Origin of the sequence: Aquirhabdus sp. (assembly GCF_046462495.1) — a bacterium.
In the GTDB taxonomy this organism is placed as follows: Bacteria; Pseudomonadota; Gammaproteobacteria; order Pseudomonadales; family Moraxellaceae; genus Aquirhabdus.
Map to the genome: position 1 here is coordinate 169,605 of NZ_JBKGVE010000010.1, position 14,207 is coordinate 183,811.

At 43.9% G+C, this 14,207-nt stretch carries 13 protein-coding genes; 9 read left to right on the forward strand and 4 right to left on the reverse strand.

Annotated elements, in window-relative coordinates; translation table 11 throughout:
* Window positions 1-24 precede the first annotated feature (24 nt).
* Window positions 25-513 carry a protein tyrosine phosphatase family protein gene (locus ACLHG7_RS12830; RefSeq protein ID WP_410211391.1) on the forward strand — a complete coding sequence of 163 codons (489 nt, stop codon included), beginning with the start codon at window positions 25-27 and terminating at the stop codon, window positions 511-513.
* On the opposite strand, the gene cysQ is transcribed toward ACLHG7_RS12830, so the two are convergent.
* Window positions 514-1,413 (reverse strand): 3'(2'),5'-bisphosphate nucleotidase CysQ, encoded by a 900-nt coding sequence (cysQ, locus tag ACLHG7_RS12835; RefSeq protein ID WP_410211392.1) that lies wholly within the window; start codon window positions 1,411-1,413, stop codon window positions 514-516. It lies immediately after the preceding gene.
* Window positions 1,414-1,536: 123 nt separating this feature from the next.
* On the opposite strand from cysQ, the gene yrfG reads away from it, so the two are divergent.
* From yrfG to ACLHG7_RS12855, 4 genes are all read left to right on the forward strand, one after another.
* Window positions 1,537-2,223 carry a GMP/IMP nucleotidase gene (gene yrfG / locus ACLHG7_RS12840; RefSeq protein ID WP_410211393.1) on the forward strand — a complete coding sequence of 229 codons (687 nt, stop codon included), beginning with the start codon at window positions 1,537-1,539 and terminating at the stop codon, window positions 2,221-2,223.
* A gap of 19 nt (window positions 2,224-2,242) precedes the next feature.
* The gene (locus tag ACLHG7_RS12845) at window positions 2,243-2,686 is read left to right on the forward strand and encodes an RNA-binding S4 domain-containing protein (RefSeq protein ID WP_410211394.1); all 444 of its coding nucleotides are present in this window, start codon (window positions 2,243-2,245) and stop codon (window positions 2,684-2,686) included.
* Between the two features lie 352 nt (window positions 2,687-3,038).
* The gene (locus tag ACLHG7_RS12850) at window positions 3,039-4,844 is read left to right on the forward strand and encodes a hypothetical protein (protein WP_410211395.1); all 1,806 of its coding nucleotides are present in this window, start codon (window positions 3,039-3,041) and stop codon (window positions 4,842-4,844) included.
* 324 nt (window positions 4,845-5,168) lie between these two features.
* Window positions 5,169-7,268, forward strand: a complete 2,100-nt coding sequence (locus ACLHG7_RS12855) for an EAL domain-containing protein (RefSeq protein WP_410211396.1) — start codon at window positions 5,169-5,171, stop codon at window positions 7,266-7,268.
* Between the two features lie 149 nt (window positions 7,269-7,417).
* On the opposite strand, the gene ACLHG7_RS12860 is transcribed toward ACLHG7_RS12855, so the two are convergent.
* From ACLHG7_RS12860 to ACLHG7_RS12870, 3 genes are all read right to left on the reverse strand, one after another.
* Window positions 7,418-8,389, reverse strand: coding sequence for a metal-dependent hydrolase (locus tag ACLHG7_RS12860; RefSeq protein ID WP_410211397.1), 972 nt, complete (start codon window positions 8,387-8,389; stop codon window positions 7,418-7,420).
* Window positions 8,390-8,678: 289 nt separating this feature from the next.
* Entirely contained in the window at window positions 8,679-10,169 is a 1,491-nt protein-coding gene (locus ACLHG7_RS12865; protein WP_410211398.1) for a flavin-containing monooxygenase, read from the reverse strand.
* A 263-nt stretch (window positions 10,170-10,432) separates the two neighbouring features.
* Window positions 10,433-11,074 (reverse strand): TetR/AcrR family transcriptional regulator, encoded by a 642-nt coding sequence (locus tag ACLHG7_RS12870; RefSeq protein ID WP_410211399.1) that lies wholly within the window; start codon window positions 11,072-11,074, stop codon window positions 10,433-10,435.
* Window positions 11,075-11,254: 180 nt separating this feature from the next.
* On the opposite strand from ACLHG7_RS12870, the gene ACLHG7_RS12875 reads away from it, so the two are divergent.
* Genes ACLHG7_RS12875 through ACLHG7_RS12890 form a run of 4 tightly spaced genes read left to right on the forward strand, consistent with a single transcriptional unit; the run spans window position 11,255 to window position 14,194 of the window.
* Window positions 11,255-12,439 carry a lipid-transfer protein gene (locus ACLHG7_RS12875; RefSeq protein WP_410211400.1) on the forward strand — a complete coding sequence of 395 codons (1,185 nt, stop codon included), beginning with the start codon at window positions 11,255-11,257 and terminating at the stop codon, window positions 12,437-12,439.
* 25 nt (window positions 12,440-12,464) lie between these two features.
* Window positions 12,465-12,908, forward strand: a complete 444-nt coding sequence (locus ACLHG7_RS12880; protein ID WP_410211401.1) for a MaoC family dehydratase N-terminal domain-containing protein — start codon at window positions 12,465-12,467, stop codon at window positions 12,906-12,908.
* A gap of 10 nt (window positions 12,909-12,918) precedes the next feature.
* Window positions 12,919-13,332, forward strand: coding sequence for a MaoC family dehydratase (locus ACLHG7_RS12885; RefSeq protein WP_410211402.1), 414 nt, complete (start codon window positions 12,919-12,921; stop codon window positions 13,330-13,332).
* A 31-nt stretch (window positions 13,333-13,363) separates the two neighbouring features.
* Window positions 13,364-14,194, forward strand: coding sequence for an SDR family NAD(P)-dependent oxidoreductase (locus ACLHG7_RS12890; RefSeq protein WP_410211403.1), 831 nt, complete (start codon window positions 13,364-13,366; stop codon window positions 14,192-14,194).
* The last annotated feature ends 13 nt before the right edge of the window (window positions 14,195-14,207 follow it).

Here is a 14,207-nt window from a genome sequence, read left to right on the forward strand (position 1 = left end):
GAAAACATGCTAAAGGTTTAGTGTATGAACGATTACCAAAACCATGAAGATCTTCAAAAATCTTTATCACGAATTTTGGTATATCGCTCTATTCATGACAACCTTGCAACCTCGGGTCAACCTCAACTTGACGAGTTTGACCTGATTGCAAAAGCTGGTTTTGAAATTGTTATTAATCTGGCGCTCACTGATGCCAGTAATGCGATAACGAATGAGGATCGGCGCGTCTTAGAGTGCGGAATGGATTACCTTAACCTGCCTCTGCTCTTTGATCACCCATCCTTGTCCCAAGCACTCTATCTCTTAAATTTTCTACACGCATCGCAAGATAAAAAGATCTGGTTACACTGCGCCTTAAATATGCGCGTATCCAGTTTGGTTTATTTATATCGTACTCATCATTTAGCTATGCCTGAACTTGATGCACTTGCTCTATTGCATGATGTCTGGACACCCAATAACGTCTGGCAACAACTCATACAACAGGTTAATGAGCACTACTCTAGCCGCTAATCACTCTTCAAACCGCACGAATGCTTTTGGCAAGACCTCAGGCAATAAACTCATATCTGCTACCGCGATAAAAGATCCATTCAACAAATGATCCCGCTGGTTATAACGGAATGGTTTTCCTGCCAAATCGACAATGCTCCCCCCTAGAACCTCAAGCAAACACTGTCCAGCAGCTGTATCCCACTCTGACGTGGGGTGCAAGCGTGGATATAGATCAATGGAACCGTCCGCCATTAAACAAAATTTATAAGCACTACCCGCATTGACAATATTAAGTTGCCAACCCGCTTGTAACAGTTGCTCTTGATACTCCGCATATTGTGGACGCTTAGATTTGCGTGACATCGCAGTATTCAAATGCTGACCATCGACATGACGAGTATGTAAAATATGACGGCTCTTGTCTGCGTCAATTCGATAAGCTTGTTTTAATGGGCCCTCTGGATTGAGATCGTGAATGGCCGCATAGACTTGCTGTTTAAGCGGAACCCCGATAACCCCGAGCACCACATGACCCGCCTCAACCAATGCGATATTCACGGTGAATTCACCCGTTTTATTGATAAACTCACGTGTACCATCTAGCGGATCGACCAGCCAAAATCGTGACCACTCAGTACGTTCAGAGACATCGGCAGACTCTTCGGATAGCACAGGAATCTCTGGTACCAGTCTTAAGAGTGCAGCCTCAATCAAATCATGAGCAGCAATATCAGCTGCGGTTACTGGGGAGGTATCCTCTTTACGCTGTACATCAATCGCACTCTGTAAGTGTTGATTATAAAAAACCGTCAGCAGCTCACCCGTCTCTTGAGTAATGTTAACCACCGCATTCAGTAAATTTTCCAAGTCGAGTTTGGGCAATGCGCTGGACGGCATGGATTGTTGATTTAACGTCATAAAATAAACCATTGATTAAAGTCTTACGTGTGGAAACGATAAACCTGCGCCTCGCACGATACTTTTAGATTAGAAAAATTTATAATAAACGATTAGGTTTACTATTGATCAGATCGGATTGCTATGGGTTTAAGTATTGCATGGAATCAAATTGACATCATTATGTTTGATATGGACGGCACATTACTAGATCTCGCATTTGACAACTTTTTTTGGCGTGAAGTCGTTGTCAAAACCTGGGCTACAGAACAAGATGTCACGCATGAACATGCTCTGCTGACTCTTACCCCCATATTTAAGCAACAAGAGGGATCACTGAACTGGTATTCATTACCGTATTGGAGTGATCTATTAGGTCTTGATTTACAAGCGCTCAAAATTCAGCATCGTGACCGCATTTCGCTACGTTCAGGGGTACAACCCCTCCTCGAAACGTTGAGAAATCATGGCAAAATACTATGGCTTGTGACTAACGCTCATCCTCAGGCATTGGCCATTAAGCTTGAAAAAACCGGATTAACGAGCTATTTTTCAGACATTATTTCTAGTCATGACTTCGGCTACGCCAAGGAGCAAACTGGTTTTTGGCAATCACTCCAGCAGCAAAAACCATTCACACCAGCACGGAGTCTCTTAGTGGATGACAGTGAATCCGTCCTGCATGCAGCACATCATTTTGGCTTACATGTTTTGGGTATAGAACAACCGGATAGCCTATTACCCGCACGTCATAATCTGCATTATCCTGCGATCAGCGAATGGTCAGAGTTTATTCACGAGCTACAAAACAGTCTCATCAAAAACAGGTAAGAATAGAGGTACTCGACATATGAAACCATCACACGCATCTTCAAATGATTCCTCTACAAGCAGTGCGGTGCGTATTGATAAATGGCTATGGGCCGCACGCTTCTATCGTACCCGCACGCTTGCGAAGGAAGCAATTGAAGGCGGGAAAGTCCATTTTCAAGGTGAGCGTGTCAAAGTCAGCAAAGAAATTCGTGTTGGCATGGAGCTTACAATTCGCCAAGGATTTGATGAAAAAACTGTTCAGATTGCATCATTATCAGTGATGCGTGGGAACGCAACGGCTGCTCAGCACCTTTACCAAGAAACTGAAGCCAGCATTGCACGACGCGAATTGATGAATGCGGCGCGAAAGCTGTCCAATCAGGCACGCCCAGACCATCGTCCAAACAAACACGAACGGCAACAATTACAACGCTTTCAACAGAACTCAACACGAGACCATAGCTTCGATGAAGGCTTCTAACCTGAATCCTTCAAGAAATATATTATTTCTTAAAATATTTGTTTGAAAAACGAGGCACACTTGACATGTTTTGCACAAATATTCAACAAGCCTACCTTTAATATTTTTTTTAATATATATTGAAAGCTCGATGTGACTTCAATCACTTAACAGCGATTAACAGCTGTCTTGAAGACATCATGAATACATGCGACACGGTTGAATAGGCAGTGTGGTAACGCTCCAAAAGCGCTTTTATTTGCAATTGGATTTTTCATTTACCATACTTTCATCTGTTGTTTATTTGATTCTTAAAAATGAAATCTATACCAAGGAAGGTTATAGGTTTTTTGGGGAATGGAGCTGACGTGTAATGAATCTGAATATCATCAAACTGCTGAATGCTGAACTACCTCCAGAAGAAGTCACTCACTTATCTTTAGTGGGTGCAACGAAATCTGAAATGCAAACTTGGGTCGCAAGCTTATCCATGTTGAATGTCGGAGAAACGGCCAAACAACTGTATATTACCTTGCAAGAACTCCTCGCGGTCGACAATATTCCAGATCCTGTACGCTATGAACTCATGGAAGTGCTCAGGCCCGCAATCTACACGATTATAGAGTCCCTTTCTAAACACTATATCAATCAGAATGTCCTCTTGGACCAACGTGCTGAACGTATCGCCGGACTTGCTCAACAGCTTCGGGTTTATTCCGCCATGGTTTATCGTGGCATTGCACTTCGCACTGCAGAAAACTATCAAACTCAAAACTTTGGACTCTTCGCGATAGGTAAAAAGAAATCTATGTTGCAGCTGATTGGCCAAGCAACACATCGCGGACTCACCGAATTCTTTAGACTACTCGCAGAATCCAAGCTCTTATATTTACCCATTTATAAAGGCATGTGGCTACGTCTACATGAGTTATTTAATCTGGCGGAACAATTCGATTTAGGATCATTCAGCTTACGTGACGAAAATCAAATTTATGGGAAAGCCCTGACCATACAACAAGCTTATCTACGCTCCATCTTTATGTCGACTTGCAATACCAATAAACTACGTCAAGCTGAAATCAAAAAAATCAGCCAGCTTAGTGAGATCTGGGTCGATCTACTAAAAATATCCGCTGCTCCCAGCCAAGAAGATTTATTCTTAGTGGATACATCCATCGACGCACCACCAATGTACATTACGGAGTTGAAAGAAATTACTCCCGAAATGTTTTATATCGATGCTCGGTCATTACTCATCCATTTTGAAAATCTAAACACCAATGATCCTGAGCTACTTAATCCTGCTGAAGAAACTCTTCTTTCAGCGACTTTAAAGCTGCATTTGTTACACACATTAAAGCCGCCTATGGAGCGTTCATCCGAACGTCATCCACGTAAAGGGACCGTTTATTTGTCGCTGGGTTTGATTGGCACACACTATCAAACGTCTGGTCAGCAGAACTTTGAGACGGTTATCCAGAATCAACAGCTCACTGCAAATACGCCACATCCAGGTATTTCCAATACCTTTCAAATTGATAGCGATGTCATTTATACCGCTCAAGAAGAACAGATACGCCAAAATGCGACACGGGAATATCTAGAGTCTTATGAGTGCCAAATTGTCAATATCAGCATGGGCGGCTATTGTATTCGTTGGCAAGGGACAACCCCTTCGGTCCTCAGAAGCGGCGAACTTATTGCCGTTCGTGAGCACAATAGCTCAACTTGGAGTATCGGACTGATTCGCTGGGTCCAGCAACATCTGCATACAGGTGCCGAATTTGGTGTCGAGATTCTCTCCCAGCAAGGTAAAGCCTGCGGTGCACGCGTCATACGCCAAGATGGTTACTCAAGTGAGTATATGCGTACATTACTACTTCCTGAAGTAAAAGAACAAAATCGAGCTACAACGATTATTACACCCACTCTGGCGTTTCGATCTGGACATAAAATCTCCATTCGACTCGGATCTGAAGAAGTGCGTGCACAGTTGACGCGTGAACTGGTGATCACTCAGAGCTTTAGTCAATTTGAGTTTGTGTTATTGCAAAGTCTGAAAGATGAACAAACCAAATCTAATCTGCTTGCCACCTTAGCAGGACAAAAAGCAGAACAGAAAAAAGCTGCAAAAAATAACGCTCAAGATGAGTTCGATGAAGTCTGGAATACGCTATAGACAACCGAATGAATATATTCGATTAAATAGGCTACATATAAAATCTGTATTTGCCTTAAACATCAAATCTAGTCATACTTTGATGATAAATTGTATGACAGTTTGATTGTGTGACCGTGTTTACAATAAGGAAGATGTTGACAGTGAAGTTATATTTTAATTGATCAGATTTTAATAACTGCTGACTTCTCATTTCTTTTATATCCATTAAATCCTTGATATTGCTGCACACTAGCATTGTCTTTGGTCACGGATAAAAGTTCATCACTCAACAACATTTGTAAGCGTTATCGCCTCAAACATGGAAAGAAAGGTTATCTATTGATGAGTAGAAAAAGTGAGAGTCTGCGTCTACTGGTAGTAGATGAGTCACCTGCAATTGCTGATGAATTAACAGACTTACTGAAAACTCAAGGCATCCCGACTCGTATCCAGATCCTTGATGATCGTGAAGAGCTAGAAAAAGCTTTTCGCCATACTTGGGATATCATTTTGTTCATCTCAGGCTACGACATTAGCTATGAAGATGTGATGCGTCAGATTCAAAGTCATGGACTGGATTTACCTGTGATCCTCCTCCTGAATGATCACGCCACCTTTGACCTGAATCAAAAAGAATCTGCAAACTCTTCTTTCTTTAAAGCGTATACATTGGGTGTTTCAGATGTTTTACCCACTAGTCGCCCGTTATTGCTCATCCAATCGATTCGTCGTGAACTGCGTAATCTTGAGCATCGTAGAAACGAGCGCAATTTAGAACTTCTCCTAGGTGACGCTGAGCGACGTAGTCAGCTCTTCCTCAAAAACTCTAAAACAGCGGTTTCATATATTGATGAAGGCGTACACATATTTGCCAATGAGTCCTATCTAGAGCTTTTTGGCTATGAGTCACTTGATGAATTGATTGGCATGCCTGTCATTGATCTTGTTGATAGTAAGGATCTAATGGAGTTCAAGGATTTCCTCAAGGTTTACACAAAAACAGGACGCAATGTTGCGGACTTTAACTTCTGTGGTGTTTGTGCCGATGGAAGCCGCTTTGAGGCAACCTTGCAGATTGGGCCAGCAAGCTTTGAAGGCGAGCCCTGTATCCAAATGATTATTCAGCATCAGGCTAAAGCAAACACCCAATTGCTTGAGGCGCAGCTTGCCGCCATTGAGCGTCTCGATGGTTTGACAAACCTTGGTAATCGCCGTGCTTTTGAAGAAGCCCTCGAAGCCACCAGGGATACTGCAATCAAGTTTAAGCAGCAATACGCTCTACTCTTTACCAGTATCGATAACATTGGCCAAATTAGTGCGAGTACGGGACTTGCAGGAAGTGATGCAACAGTACAAAAAGTTGCTGAAATTTTATCTTCGCAATTTTCTAACGCGCAGAACTATCGCTTTGGTGATTCCACATTTGCTACCCTCGTTCCCAATACCTCTCCTGAATCAATTAGTGCTTACGCCCAAGCAACGACTGAACAAATTTCTAAGTCACTAATCAGTATTGGAAATCGTACCATTCAGACTACGGTGAGTATTGGCATTGCCATGATTGGCGAAACATCACCCAATGCAACGGAACTATTGTCCCGCGCATTTAATTCAGCCGATAAGGTAAAACTGCAAAATCACGGGATTGGGAATGGCATCAACCTCTACAATCCAGCAGAAAATGCCAGCCAATCCGATCAGGCATTACGTGAACTTTTAGAAGAAGCCTTGGAAAAGGGTAACTTCAAACTGATGTTTCAGTCCATCTACGATACGCGTAATGATGCAAATCCATTATTCGAAGTCTATGCCCGCCTCCCCCTGGCTGATGGAAAAATCATGCAGCCGGATGAGTTTATGCCCGTCGCCCACCGCTATGGTATGGAAAGCCGACTGGATCGCTGGATATTACTCAACGCCTGTAAACGACTCAAAGGTCAGCTTGTTGCTCACCCCGGCACGCGCCTGCTCATTAATTTGAGTTCAGATTCACTACAGGACACGAGCTTACCGCTACTGGTGAGTAAACTCACTGCCGCAATTGGTGGTGCTGAAAACAAACCTCTTATTTTGCAATTTAATGAAAGTGATGCGACCAATTATCTCAAACTGGCCCGCGACAATATTCATGCCTTTAGGGAAAAAGGCTGCCAAGTTTCAATTAATAACTTTGGTTCATCCATGAACTCCATGAGCTTACTCAATCATCTTGAAATTGATCTGGTTAAAATTGACAAGTCTTTTGTCCAAGACCTGTCTAACGAAGAGAATGTACAGGCCGTCAAAAAGATTACAGCTGATGTCACCACTCATGGCTCTCAAGTGATGATCGCCTATATTGAAAATCCAACCGCCATGTCTAAAGCATGGTCAATGGGTGCTCGCTATCTGCAAGGGTACTACTTGCAGATGCCATCAGAAGATATGGTCTTTGAAGGGTAAAGCTATCCAAAATATGAAATAAACAAACGATTGACTGAACTATTCTCCATCACCCACTACATAAGACTTCTTGTTAAGAATAAAAAAACTGCCTTAGTGATCTAAGGCAGTTTTATTTTGTGATTTTTACTCACATCAAACACTATTTCTTAAGAAGCAGCCGCAGCTACGGGTTTAGCAGCCATCTCTGTTGCGCGCTTGGCCGCTGGGGATGTGGCTAAATATGCGAGTGCTTCCTCGGTTGAGCCTTCAGTCACTGGGTTGTACCAAGGACTGAAATAAGAGACTTGCTGAGCAATCAGCCATAATGGATGAGGCAAATGCCCACTTTTACTTTCTTTAGCCCATTGTAGCCACACCCAAGGCTTGAACACACTCGGCTTCTTACTCTTGTATTGCTCATCTTGGCTCATGATATGAGCTGCACCATCCACCCATAGTCCCAAAATCATTGGAACAGCAACTAAGGATAGATAGTATCTCGACAGGTAGTCACCACCTAAATGCTGATACAAATCAAATGCCACACTGCGGTGCTCGACTTCTTCAGCGCCATGCCAGCGTAATAAGTCAAGCAAGACAGGATCAGCACCTGCTTTATCCCATGCTTTATTCTCTAGTACATAATTGCCCAGCACACAGGTCATATGTTCGATAGTCGCAATCAATCCTAGGCGAATAATCAACCAGCGCTTTTCTAAAAACTTAGGTACATTGACACCCAATGGGGCATCGGCTAAAGCCTCATCAAACAACCAATCCATAATTTTGGTATTACGTTCGGTGTCGATATGATGCGACTGTAGATATTCGGCGATGGCACTGCCATGAGCACGGGCATGCATGGCTTCCTGACGGATAAACATTTGCACGTCTTCACGCAACTTATCGTCAGTAATTAATGGCAAAGCTTTATTGTAAAGTCTGCAAAACCAGAATTCACCTGCAGGCAGAATCGTATTAATTTCATTGATAAAATGACTGGCAAAGGGGCTACCAGGAATCCATTCAAGTGGAGTATGACTCCAATCAAACTTAACCTTACGCGGGACAATATGCGTTGCTGTATGAGAAGCAGAATGCTTACCCACACTCGTCTTGATGGCAGAAAGAACGCCCATAATCCTACTCCTCACAAATAAATGATTTAGCCAATCACCCTGTTCTACTGATTATACTCAAAAAGTATGACTTAGTATGTAAAACAGCGTTCCCGCTAAATATGCAAATCCAATCAAAAAACTGGACCCTGAACCGAGAATACAAAGATAGATAAATCATAGCATTATGATTTATCTATTAAATCTAAAGCTAATAAATCAAAAGAATCACAGCATCATATTTACAAGGGATGGATCTGATTCACATGATTCATTTCAATTCACTACCTCAACTCACAACGTCAATACATCAAGCCGAAGGGCGCTGACCAAAAGTAAAGTTGCGAAAGTTTGGTCGACGAGTTTTCATCCAATAGCGCCATGTGAAACCAGGCCAGATCGTCACATTCTTGCCGTCTTCATCAAGATACCAACTCTTACACCCGCCTTCACTCCAGACCATGCGCTTAAGCTCTTCCTGGATCTTGTCGTTGTAGGCATCTTGAGCAGCAGGTTTTACTTCCATGACAGACACTTCCTTACGATCCATTTCATCAAGGCACTGAATCGCATACTTAATCTGTGACTCAATCATAAAGATAATGGAGTTATGACCTAATGCGGTGTTGGGTCCTAATAACATGAACAAATTTGGCAGACCTTTCAAGGTTGTGCCCAAATAAGCACTAAGACCACCACGGCGCTGGCGTACTTCAATCCCCTCACGATCATAAATATGCAAAGGTCCTAGCGGATCATGTACATCAAAACCCGTCGCAAAGATAATCGCATCAACTTCATGCTCATTACCTTCCGCATCAACCACACTATGTGCACGGATCTCTTGCGCACCAGCCGCCACTACCTCAACATTTTCACGCGCTAATGCGGGGTAATAGTTGTTTGAAAACAAAACACGTTTACAACCAATGGTGTAATTTGGAGTCAGTTTTGCACGAAGTACGGGATCCTTCACTTGATTAGACAAATGCCAGCGCGCAAGCTTCTCAATCACCGTCATCAGCTTCGGATTAATGAATCCCAGAGCGAAACCTTCGGCTTGCCAATAAATACTGCTGCGGAAGAGCCGCTGGGAAACAGGAATATATTTAAATAATTGCTTCACACTATCATGAATCATTCCATCAGGCTTTGGAACCAGCCATGGTGGCGTACGTTGTAATAAAACGAGCTTACTCACTCGCTCAGCAATCTGCGGCACAAACTGAATGGCACTTGCACCAGTGCCGATGACCGCAACACGCTTACCAGTTAAATCATAATCATGATTCCACTGCGCAGAGTGGAATGTAGTGCCTTTAAAGCTATCTAACCCTTTGACTTTCGGTAATGCAGGACGGCTCAAACCGCCAATTCCTGACACAACTACGCGTGCGGTATATTGATTGCCATCCCCTGTTTTCAGATGCCAAACACCTTGCACTTCATCCCAACGTGATTCTAATAACTCGCTATTCACACGGACATGCGGCATCAAATCATATTTGGCGGCAATACCTTTCATATAAGCCAAAATTTCGGCCTGACCTGAATAAAAACGTGACCAATTTGGGTTCTGTTCAAAAGAAAAAGAATACATATGTGAAGGCACGTCGCAGGCTGCGCCAGGATAGTGATTGTCACGCCAAGTGCCGCCAATATCCCCCGCCTTTTCCAGAATCACAAAATCGTTGCGCCCAGCTTTCTTGAGGTAAACCCCCATACCTAAACCAGAAAAACCGCTACCCACAATCACGACATCGTGATGAGAAACTTGAGCTTGAGGAGATAACTTCTTCACTAACCATTCACCTTAATATTTATGGAAATCAGCTATAGCAAACCACACGAAATATCTTTATATGGTTTCATCATTAAGACATATGATCTAGGTCTTTGGATGCCAAATACTATCTTCTAATGCCAATGTTTACAATGAACACATTTACCAAAATCAGGAATAAATATGAGAGACACCCCGACTCTCTTTTTAAAAGCCGAGTTTCTCCAATTAATGATTCAAATCTCTTCGGATAAATTCATACTTAAGCTTAAATAAAAGCGTCAACTTATCGGCAGTGTCGCCAAACGAACCAATGCATCACGGGCAGCACGGACCAGTTGATCATGCGTCCAATGACCAAAACTTTGCCTTGAAAGCTGAACCGTTAAGCCTTCAATTTGCGCAATCATCAACGCTGCACGTAACTCATAATCAAGCTCGCTTAAATGCGGCGTCAGCCCCGCAATCAATCTCATAAATTCTTTTTGCTCGCGTACTCTAACGCGATCCAGAATCTTCGCTGCCACAGGATTACGATTGGCCAATGACCAAATTTCCATGAACACACCCGCCACATCTGGACGTCTGACCTCAGTAAGAAATAAATCCATCGCTGCGATAAGACGCTCAAGTTTGGTCTGCTCAACCATCGTTTCACTTAATTGCTCAATCGCAACACGATAATCATCCATCATATAAAGCAGCACTGCCTCGACCAGTGTGTCTTTATCCTGATAATAGTGCTGTACCGTACTTAGGCTCACGTTTACTCGCGCTGCGACACTACGCATAGAAAGTCCCGCGTAACCTTCCGTCGCAAAAATTTCTCGTGCTGCACTCAATATTGCCTGAGCCCGCTCAACGCCTTTTCCTGTTGTGCCTGAGCCTTTTTTCTTCAACGACTCAATGACTGTGCTGTGCATAGAGCTTCTTGACCTAAAACGTTAGAAAGTACTGATTGTCTGGGTCATTGACGAATCTGTCAACCGACCTATATAATTTTGAACACCAACAGGTCAACTGACCTATTTTTAAGTAAAACCAAAATAGGTCGTAACTCTCATCAATAAATAGTGCTGACACTTGGCATCAGGAGTTTTCATATGAGTCAGAAAGTTTTCGTTGCAGGCGTAGGCATGATCCCTTTTAGTAAACCAGGTGTAGGGCCTGCTTATGATGTCATGGGCACAGAAGCAGGACGTCTTGCACTCAAAGATGCAGGAATCAACTATTCCGATATTCAACAAGCCTATGTCGGCTACGTTTATGGGGATTCAACCAGTGGTCAAAAAGCACTATACCCACTAGGAATGACCGGCATTCCCGTCATCAACGTCAATAATAATTGCTCAACAGGCTCCACTGCATTGTTCCTAGCCCGACAAGCCATCGCAAGTGGTGCAGCTGACTGTGTTTTGGCTTTAGGGTTTGAGCAAATGAATCCCGGCGCACTGGGCTCAGTTTTTCATGATCGCCCCAATCCCTTTACCGATTTTAATGCCCTAACGGATGACCTCGTTGGCATGGCAGAAGTACCCATGGCACTTCGCATGTTTGGAGGAGCGGGTTTGTCTCATATGAATAAATACGGCACTAAGCTCGAAACATTTGCCAAGATTCGAGCCAAAGCGAGTCGCCATGCCGTAAACAACCCACTCGCACTATTTCGAAAAATTGTCACTGAAGACGAGGTAATGAGCGCGCCAGTCATGTGGCCCGGTGTGATGACTCGGCTTATGGCATGCCCACCGACCTGCGGTTCCGCTGCTGCAATTTTAGTTTCTGAACGCTTTGCAAAACGTCATGGTCTGCGAACAGATGTTCATATTGCGGCTCAAGCCATGACGACAGATACTGTGAGCACCTTTGAGGCGCGTGACATGATGCAACTGGTTGGTTTTGATATGACCGCAGCGGCAGCCAAACGAGTTTATGAAACTGCAGGGGTTGGTCCAACAGACATCAGCGTATTAGAGCTACATGACTGCTTTGCCCATAATGAACTCATAACTTATGAAGGCCTTGGACTATGTCCAATCGGTGGTGCTGAGAAGTTCATCAATGATGGTGATAATACCTACGGTGGACAAGTGGTCACGAATCCTTCTGGGGGGTTACTTTCTAAAGGTCATCCTCTCGGAGCAACGGGCTTGGCTCAATGTTATGAACTCACCCAACAATTACGAGGAAATGCCGAAGCTCGTCAAGTAGATGGTGCACGTCTTGCATTGCAGCACAACCTCGGTCTTGGCGGTGCTTGTGTCGTGACGCTTTATGCTCGTCAATAAAATAGATCAATAGAAAGGAATGACCATGATTAACAAAAACCACATCGGTCGCGTTTTTCCGACCCATACCATTGAAATCGAAAAAGGCCGTTTACGTTTTTTTGCCAAAGCAATTGGTGAAACCGATCCCATCTATACGGATGAGGCTGCAGCACATGCAGCGGGTTATCATTCTTTACCTGTACCACCAACTTTCCTCTTCGGCCTTGATCTTGAACAAGACAGCGCATTTGGATGGCTGGATGAATTAGGGCTAAGCCTCGAACGCATATTGCATGGGGAACAATCATTTACTTATCACACGCCTGCCTGCGCTGGCGATACCTTGACCTTCGAATCTCGGATTGCTGATATTTATGACAAAAAAAACGGCGCACTAGAGTTCATCATCAAAGAGGTCAAAGTCACCAATCAACATGGCGCACACGTTGCTGATCTGAGAAACACCATCGTTCAGCGTAATGGATAAGGGATCAATCATGTCTATAAATTATCAAACCATTCAAGTGGGTGACACGTTACCTCCACTGCAACTATCCCCTATTACAAGAACCACACTGGCGCTATTTGCTGGAGCATCGGGTGACCACAACCCCATTCATATTGATTCTGATTTTGCTAAACAAGCAGGTACGCCCGATGTCTTCGCACATGGCATGCTCTCAATGGCTTGGCTTGGTCGTTTGCTCATTCAGTGGGTGCCTCAGCGGCAGATTGTTCAATTTAATGCCCGCTTTGCAGGCATCACGCATCTCGGAGATACACCGCTCTGCACGGGTAAAGTAATTGAAAAGCTTGAGTCTGATGGCCAACAACTGCTCAAAATAGAGTTACATGTTACAAATCAAAGTAATGAAATCAAGATACTTGGTGATGCACTCATCAAAATCTAACTTTTAAAATGAATGGCATAAAGAGAATATTATGAAAAATCTTGCAGGCAAAGTGGCACTGGTATCTGGGTCAGGACGTGGGATTGGTCGCGCGATTGCATTGAAGCTCGCACGTCACGGTGCACGCGTTGTCGTCAATGACCTTGATGAAGCCCCTGCTCTTGAAGTCGTCGAAGCAATTCGCTTAGAAGGTGGTGAAGCCGTCGCTTGCGTAGGCAGTGTCACCGCCGAAGGTTTTGCGGAACGTTTTGTACAGACGGCTGTTGATCACTTTCAAGGGTTAGACATTATCGTAAACAACGCTGGATATACTTGGGATAACGTCATCCAAAAAATGTCCGATGAACAATGGGATGCCATTCTGGATGTGCATTTAAAGGCGCCATTCAAAATTCTTCGCGCGGCACAGCCCATAATGCGTGCCTTTAGCAAGGCTGAAGCCGAAGCAGGACAAGAAGTGTTTCGTAAAGTCGTGAATATCTCATCCATCGCGGGTCTTGGGGGCAATGCAGGTCAAGCCAATTACTCTGCGGGCAAAGCAGGCATTATCGGCTTGACACTTGCTCTGGCGAAAGAATGGGGACGGATGAAAGTCAACGTCAACTGCGTAGCATTTGGCTTTATCAAAACACGCTTGACCGAGGCCACAGCCGACGCAAATGCCTCAGTCGATATCGAAGGTCGTCACATCAAAGTTGGACTCAACCCTGACCTTGCCAAATCATTTGAACGCTCCATTCCACTAGGCCGAGCAGGAACCCCAGAAGAAGCAGCGAACGCTGTCTATCTCCTTTGCACCCCAGAATCTGACTATATCAGCGGACAAACCCTAGTCTGTGGTGGAGGTTTATCGGGAACTTAAGATATAAATGAAT

What these genes read in the sequence shown, in the direction of transcription:
- ACLHG7_RS12885 (WP_410211402.1), top strand. Translation starts at nt 12,919, where the DNA reads ATGTCTATAAATTATCAAACCATTCAAGTGGGTGACACGTTACCTCCA.
- ACLHG7_RS12845 (WP_410211394.1), top strand. Translation starts at nt 2,243, where the DNA reads ATGAAACCATCACACGCATCTTCAAATGATTCCTCTACAAGCAGTGCG.
- ACLHG7_RS12860 (WP_410211397.1), bottom strand. Translation starts at nt 8,389, where the DNA reads ATGGGCGTTCTTTCTGCCATCAAGACGAGTGTGGGTAAGCATTCTGCT.
- ACLHG7_RS12875 (WP_410211400.1), top strand. Translation starts at nt 11,255, where the DNA reads ATGAGTCAGAAAGTTTTCGTTGCAGGCGTAGGCATGATCCCTTTTAGT.
- ACLHG7_RS12890 (WP_410211403.1), top strand. Translation starts at nt 13,364, where the DNA reads ATGAAAAATCTTGCAGGCAAAGTGGCACTGGTATCTGGGTCAGGACGT.
- cysQ (WP_410211392.1), bottom strand. Translation starts at nt 1,413, where the DNA reads ATGACGTTAAATCAACAATCCATGCCGTCCAGCGCATTGCCCAAACTC.
- ACLHG7_RS12870 (WP_410211399.1), bottom strand. Translation starts at nt 11,074, where the DNA reads ATGCACAGCACAGTCATTGAGTCGTTGAAGAAAAAAGGCTCAGGCACA.
- ACLHG7_RS12830 (WP_410211391.1), top strand. Translation starts at nt 25, where the DNA reads ATGAACGATTACCAAAACCATGAAGATCTTCAAAAATCTTTATCACGA.
- yrfG (WP_410211393.1), top strand. Translation starts at nt 1,537, where the DNA reads ATGGGTTTAAGTATTGCATGGAATCAAATTGACATCATTATGTTTGAT.
- ACLHG7_RS12850 (WP_410211395.1), top strand. Translation starts at nt 3,039, where the DNA reads ATGAATCTGAATATCATCAAACTGCTGAATGCTGAACTACCTCCAGAA.
- ACLHG7_RS12880 (WP_410211401.1), top strand. Translation starts at nt 12,465, where the DNA reads ATGATTAACAAAAACCACATCGGTCGCGTTTTTCCGACCCATACCATT.
- ACLHG7_RS12855 (WP_410211396.1), top strand. Translation starts at nt 5,169, where the DNA reads ATGAGTAGAAAAAGTGAGAGTCTGCGTCTACTGGTAGTAGATGAGTCA.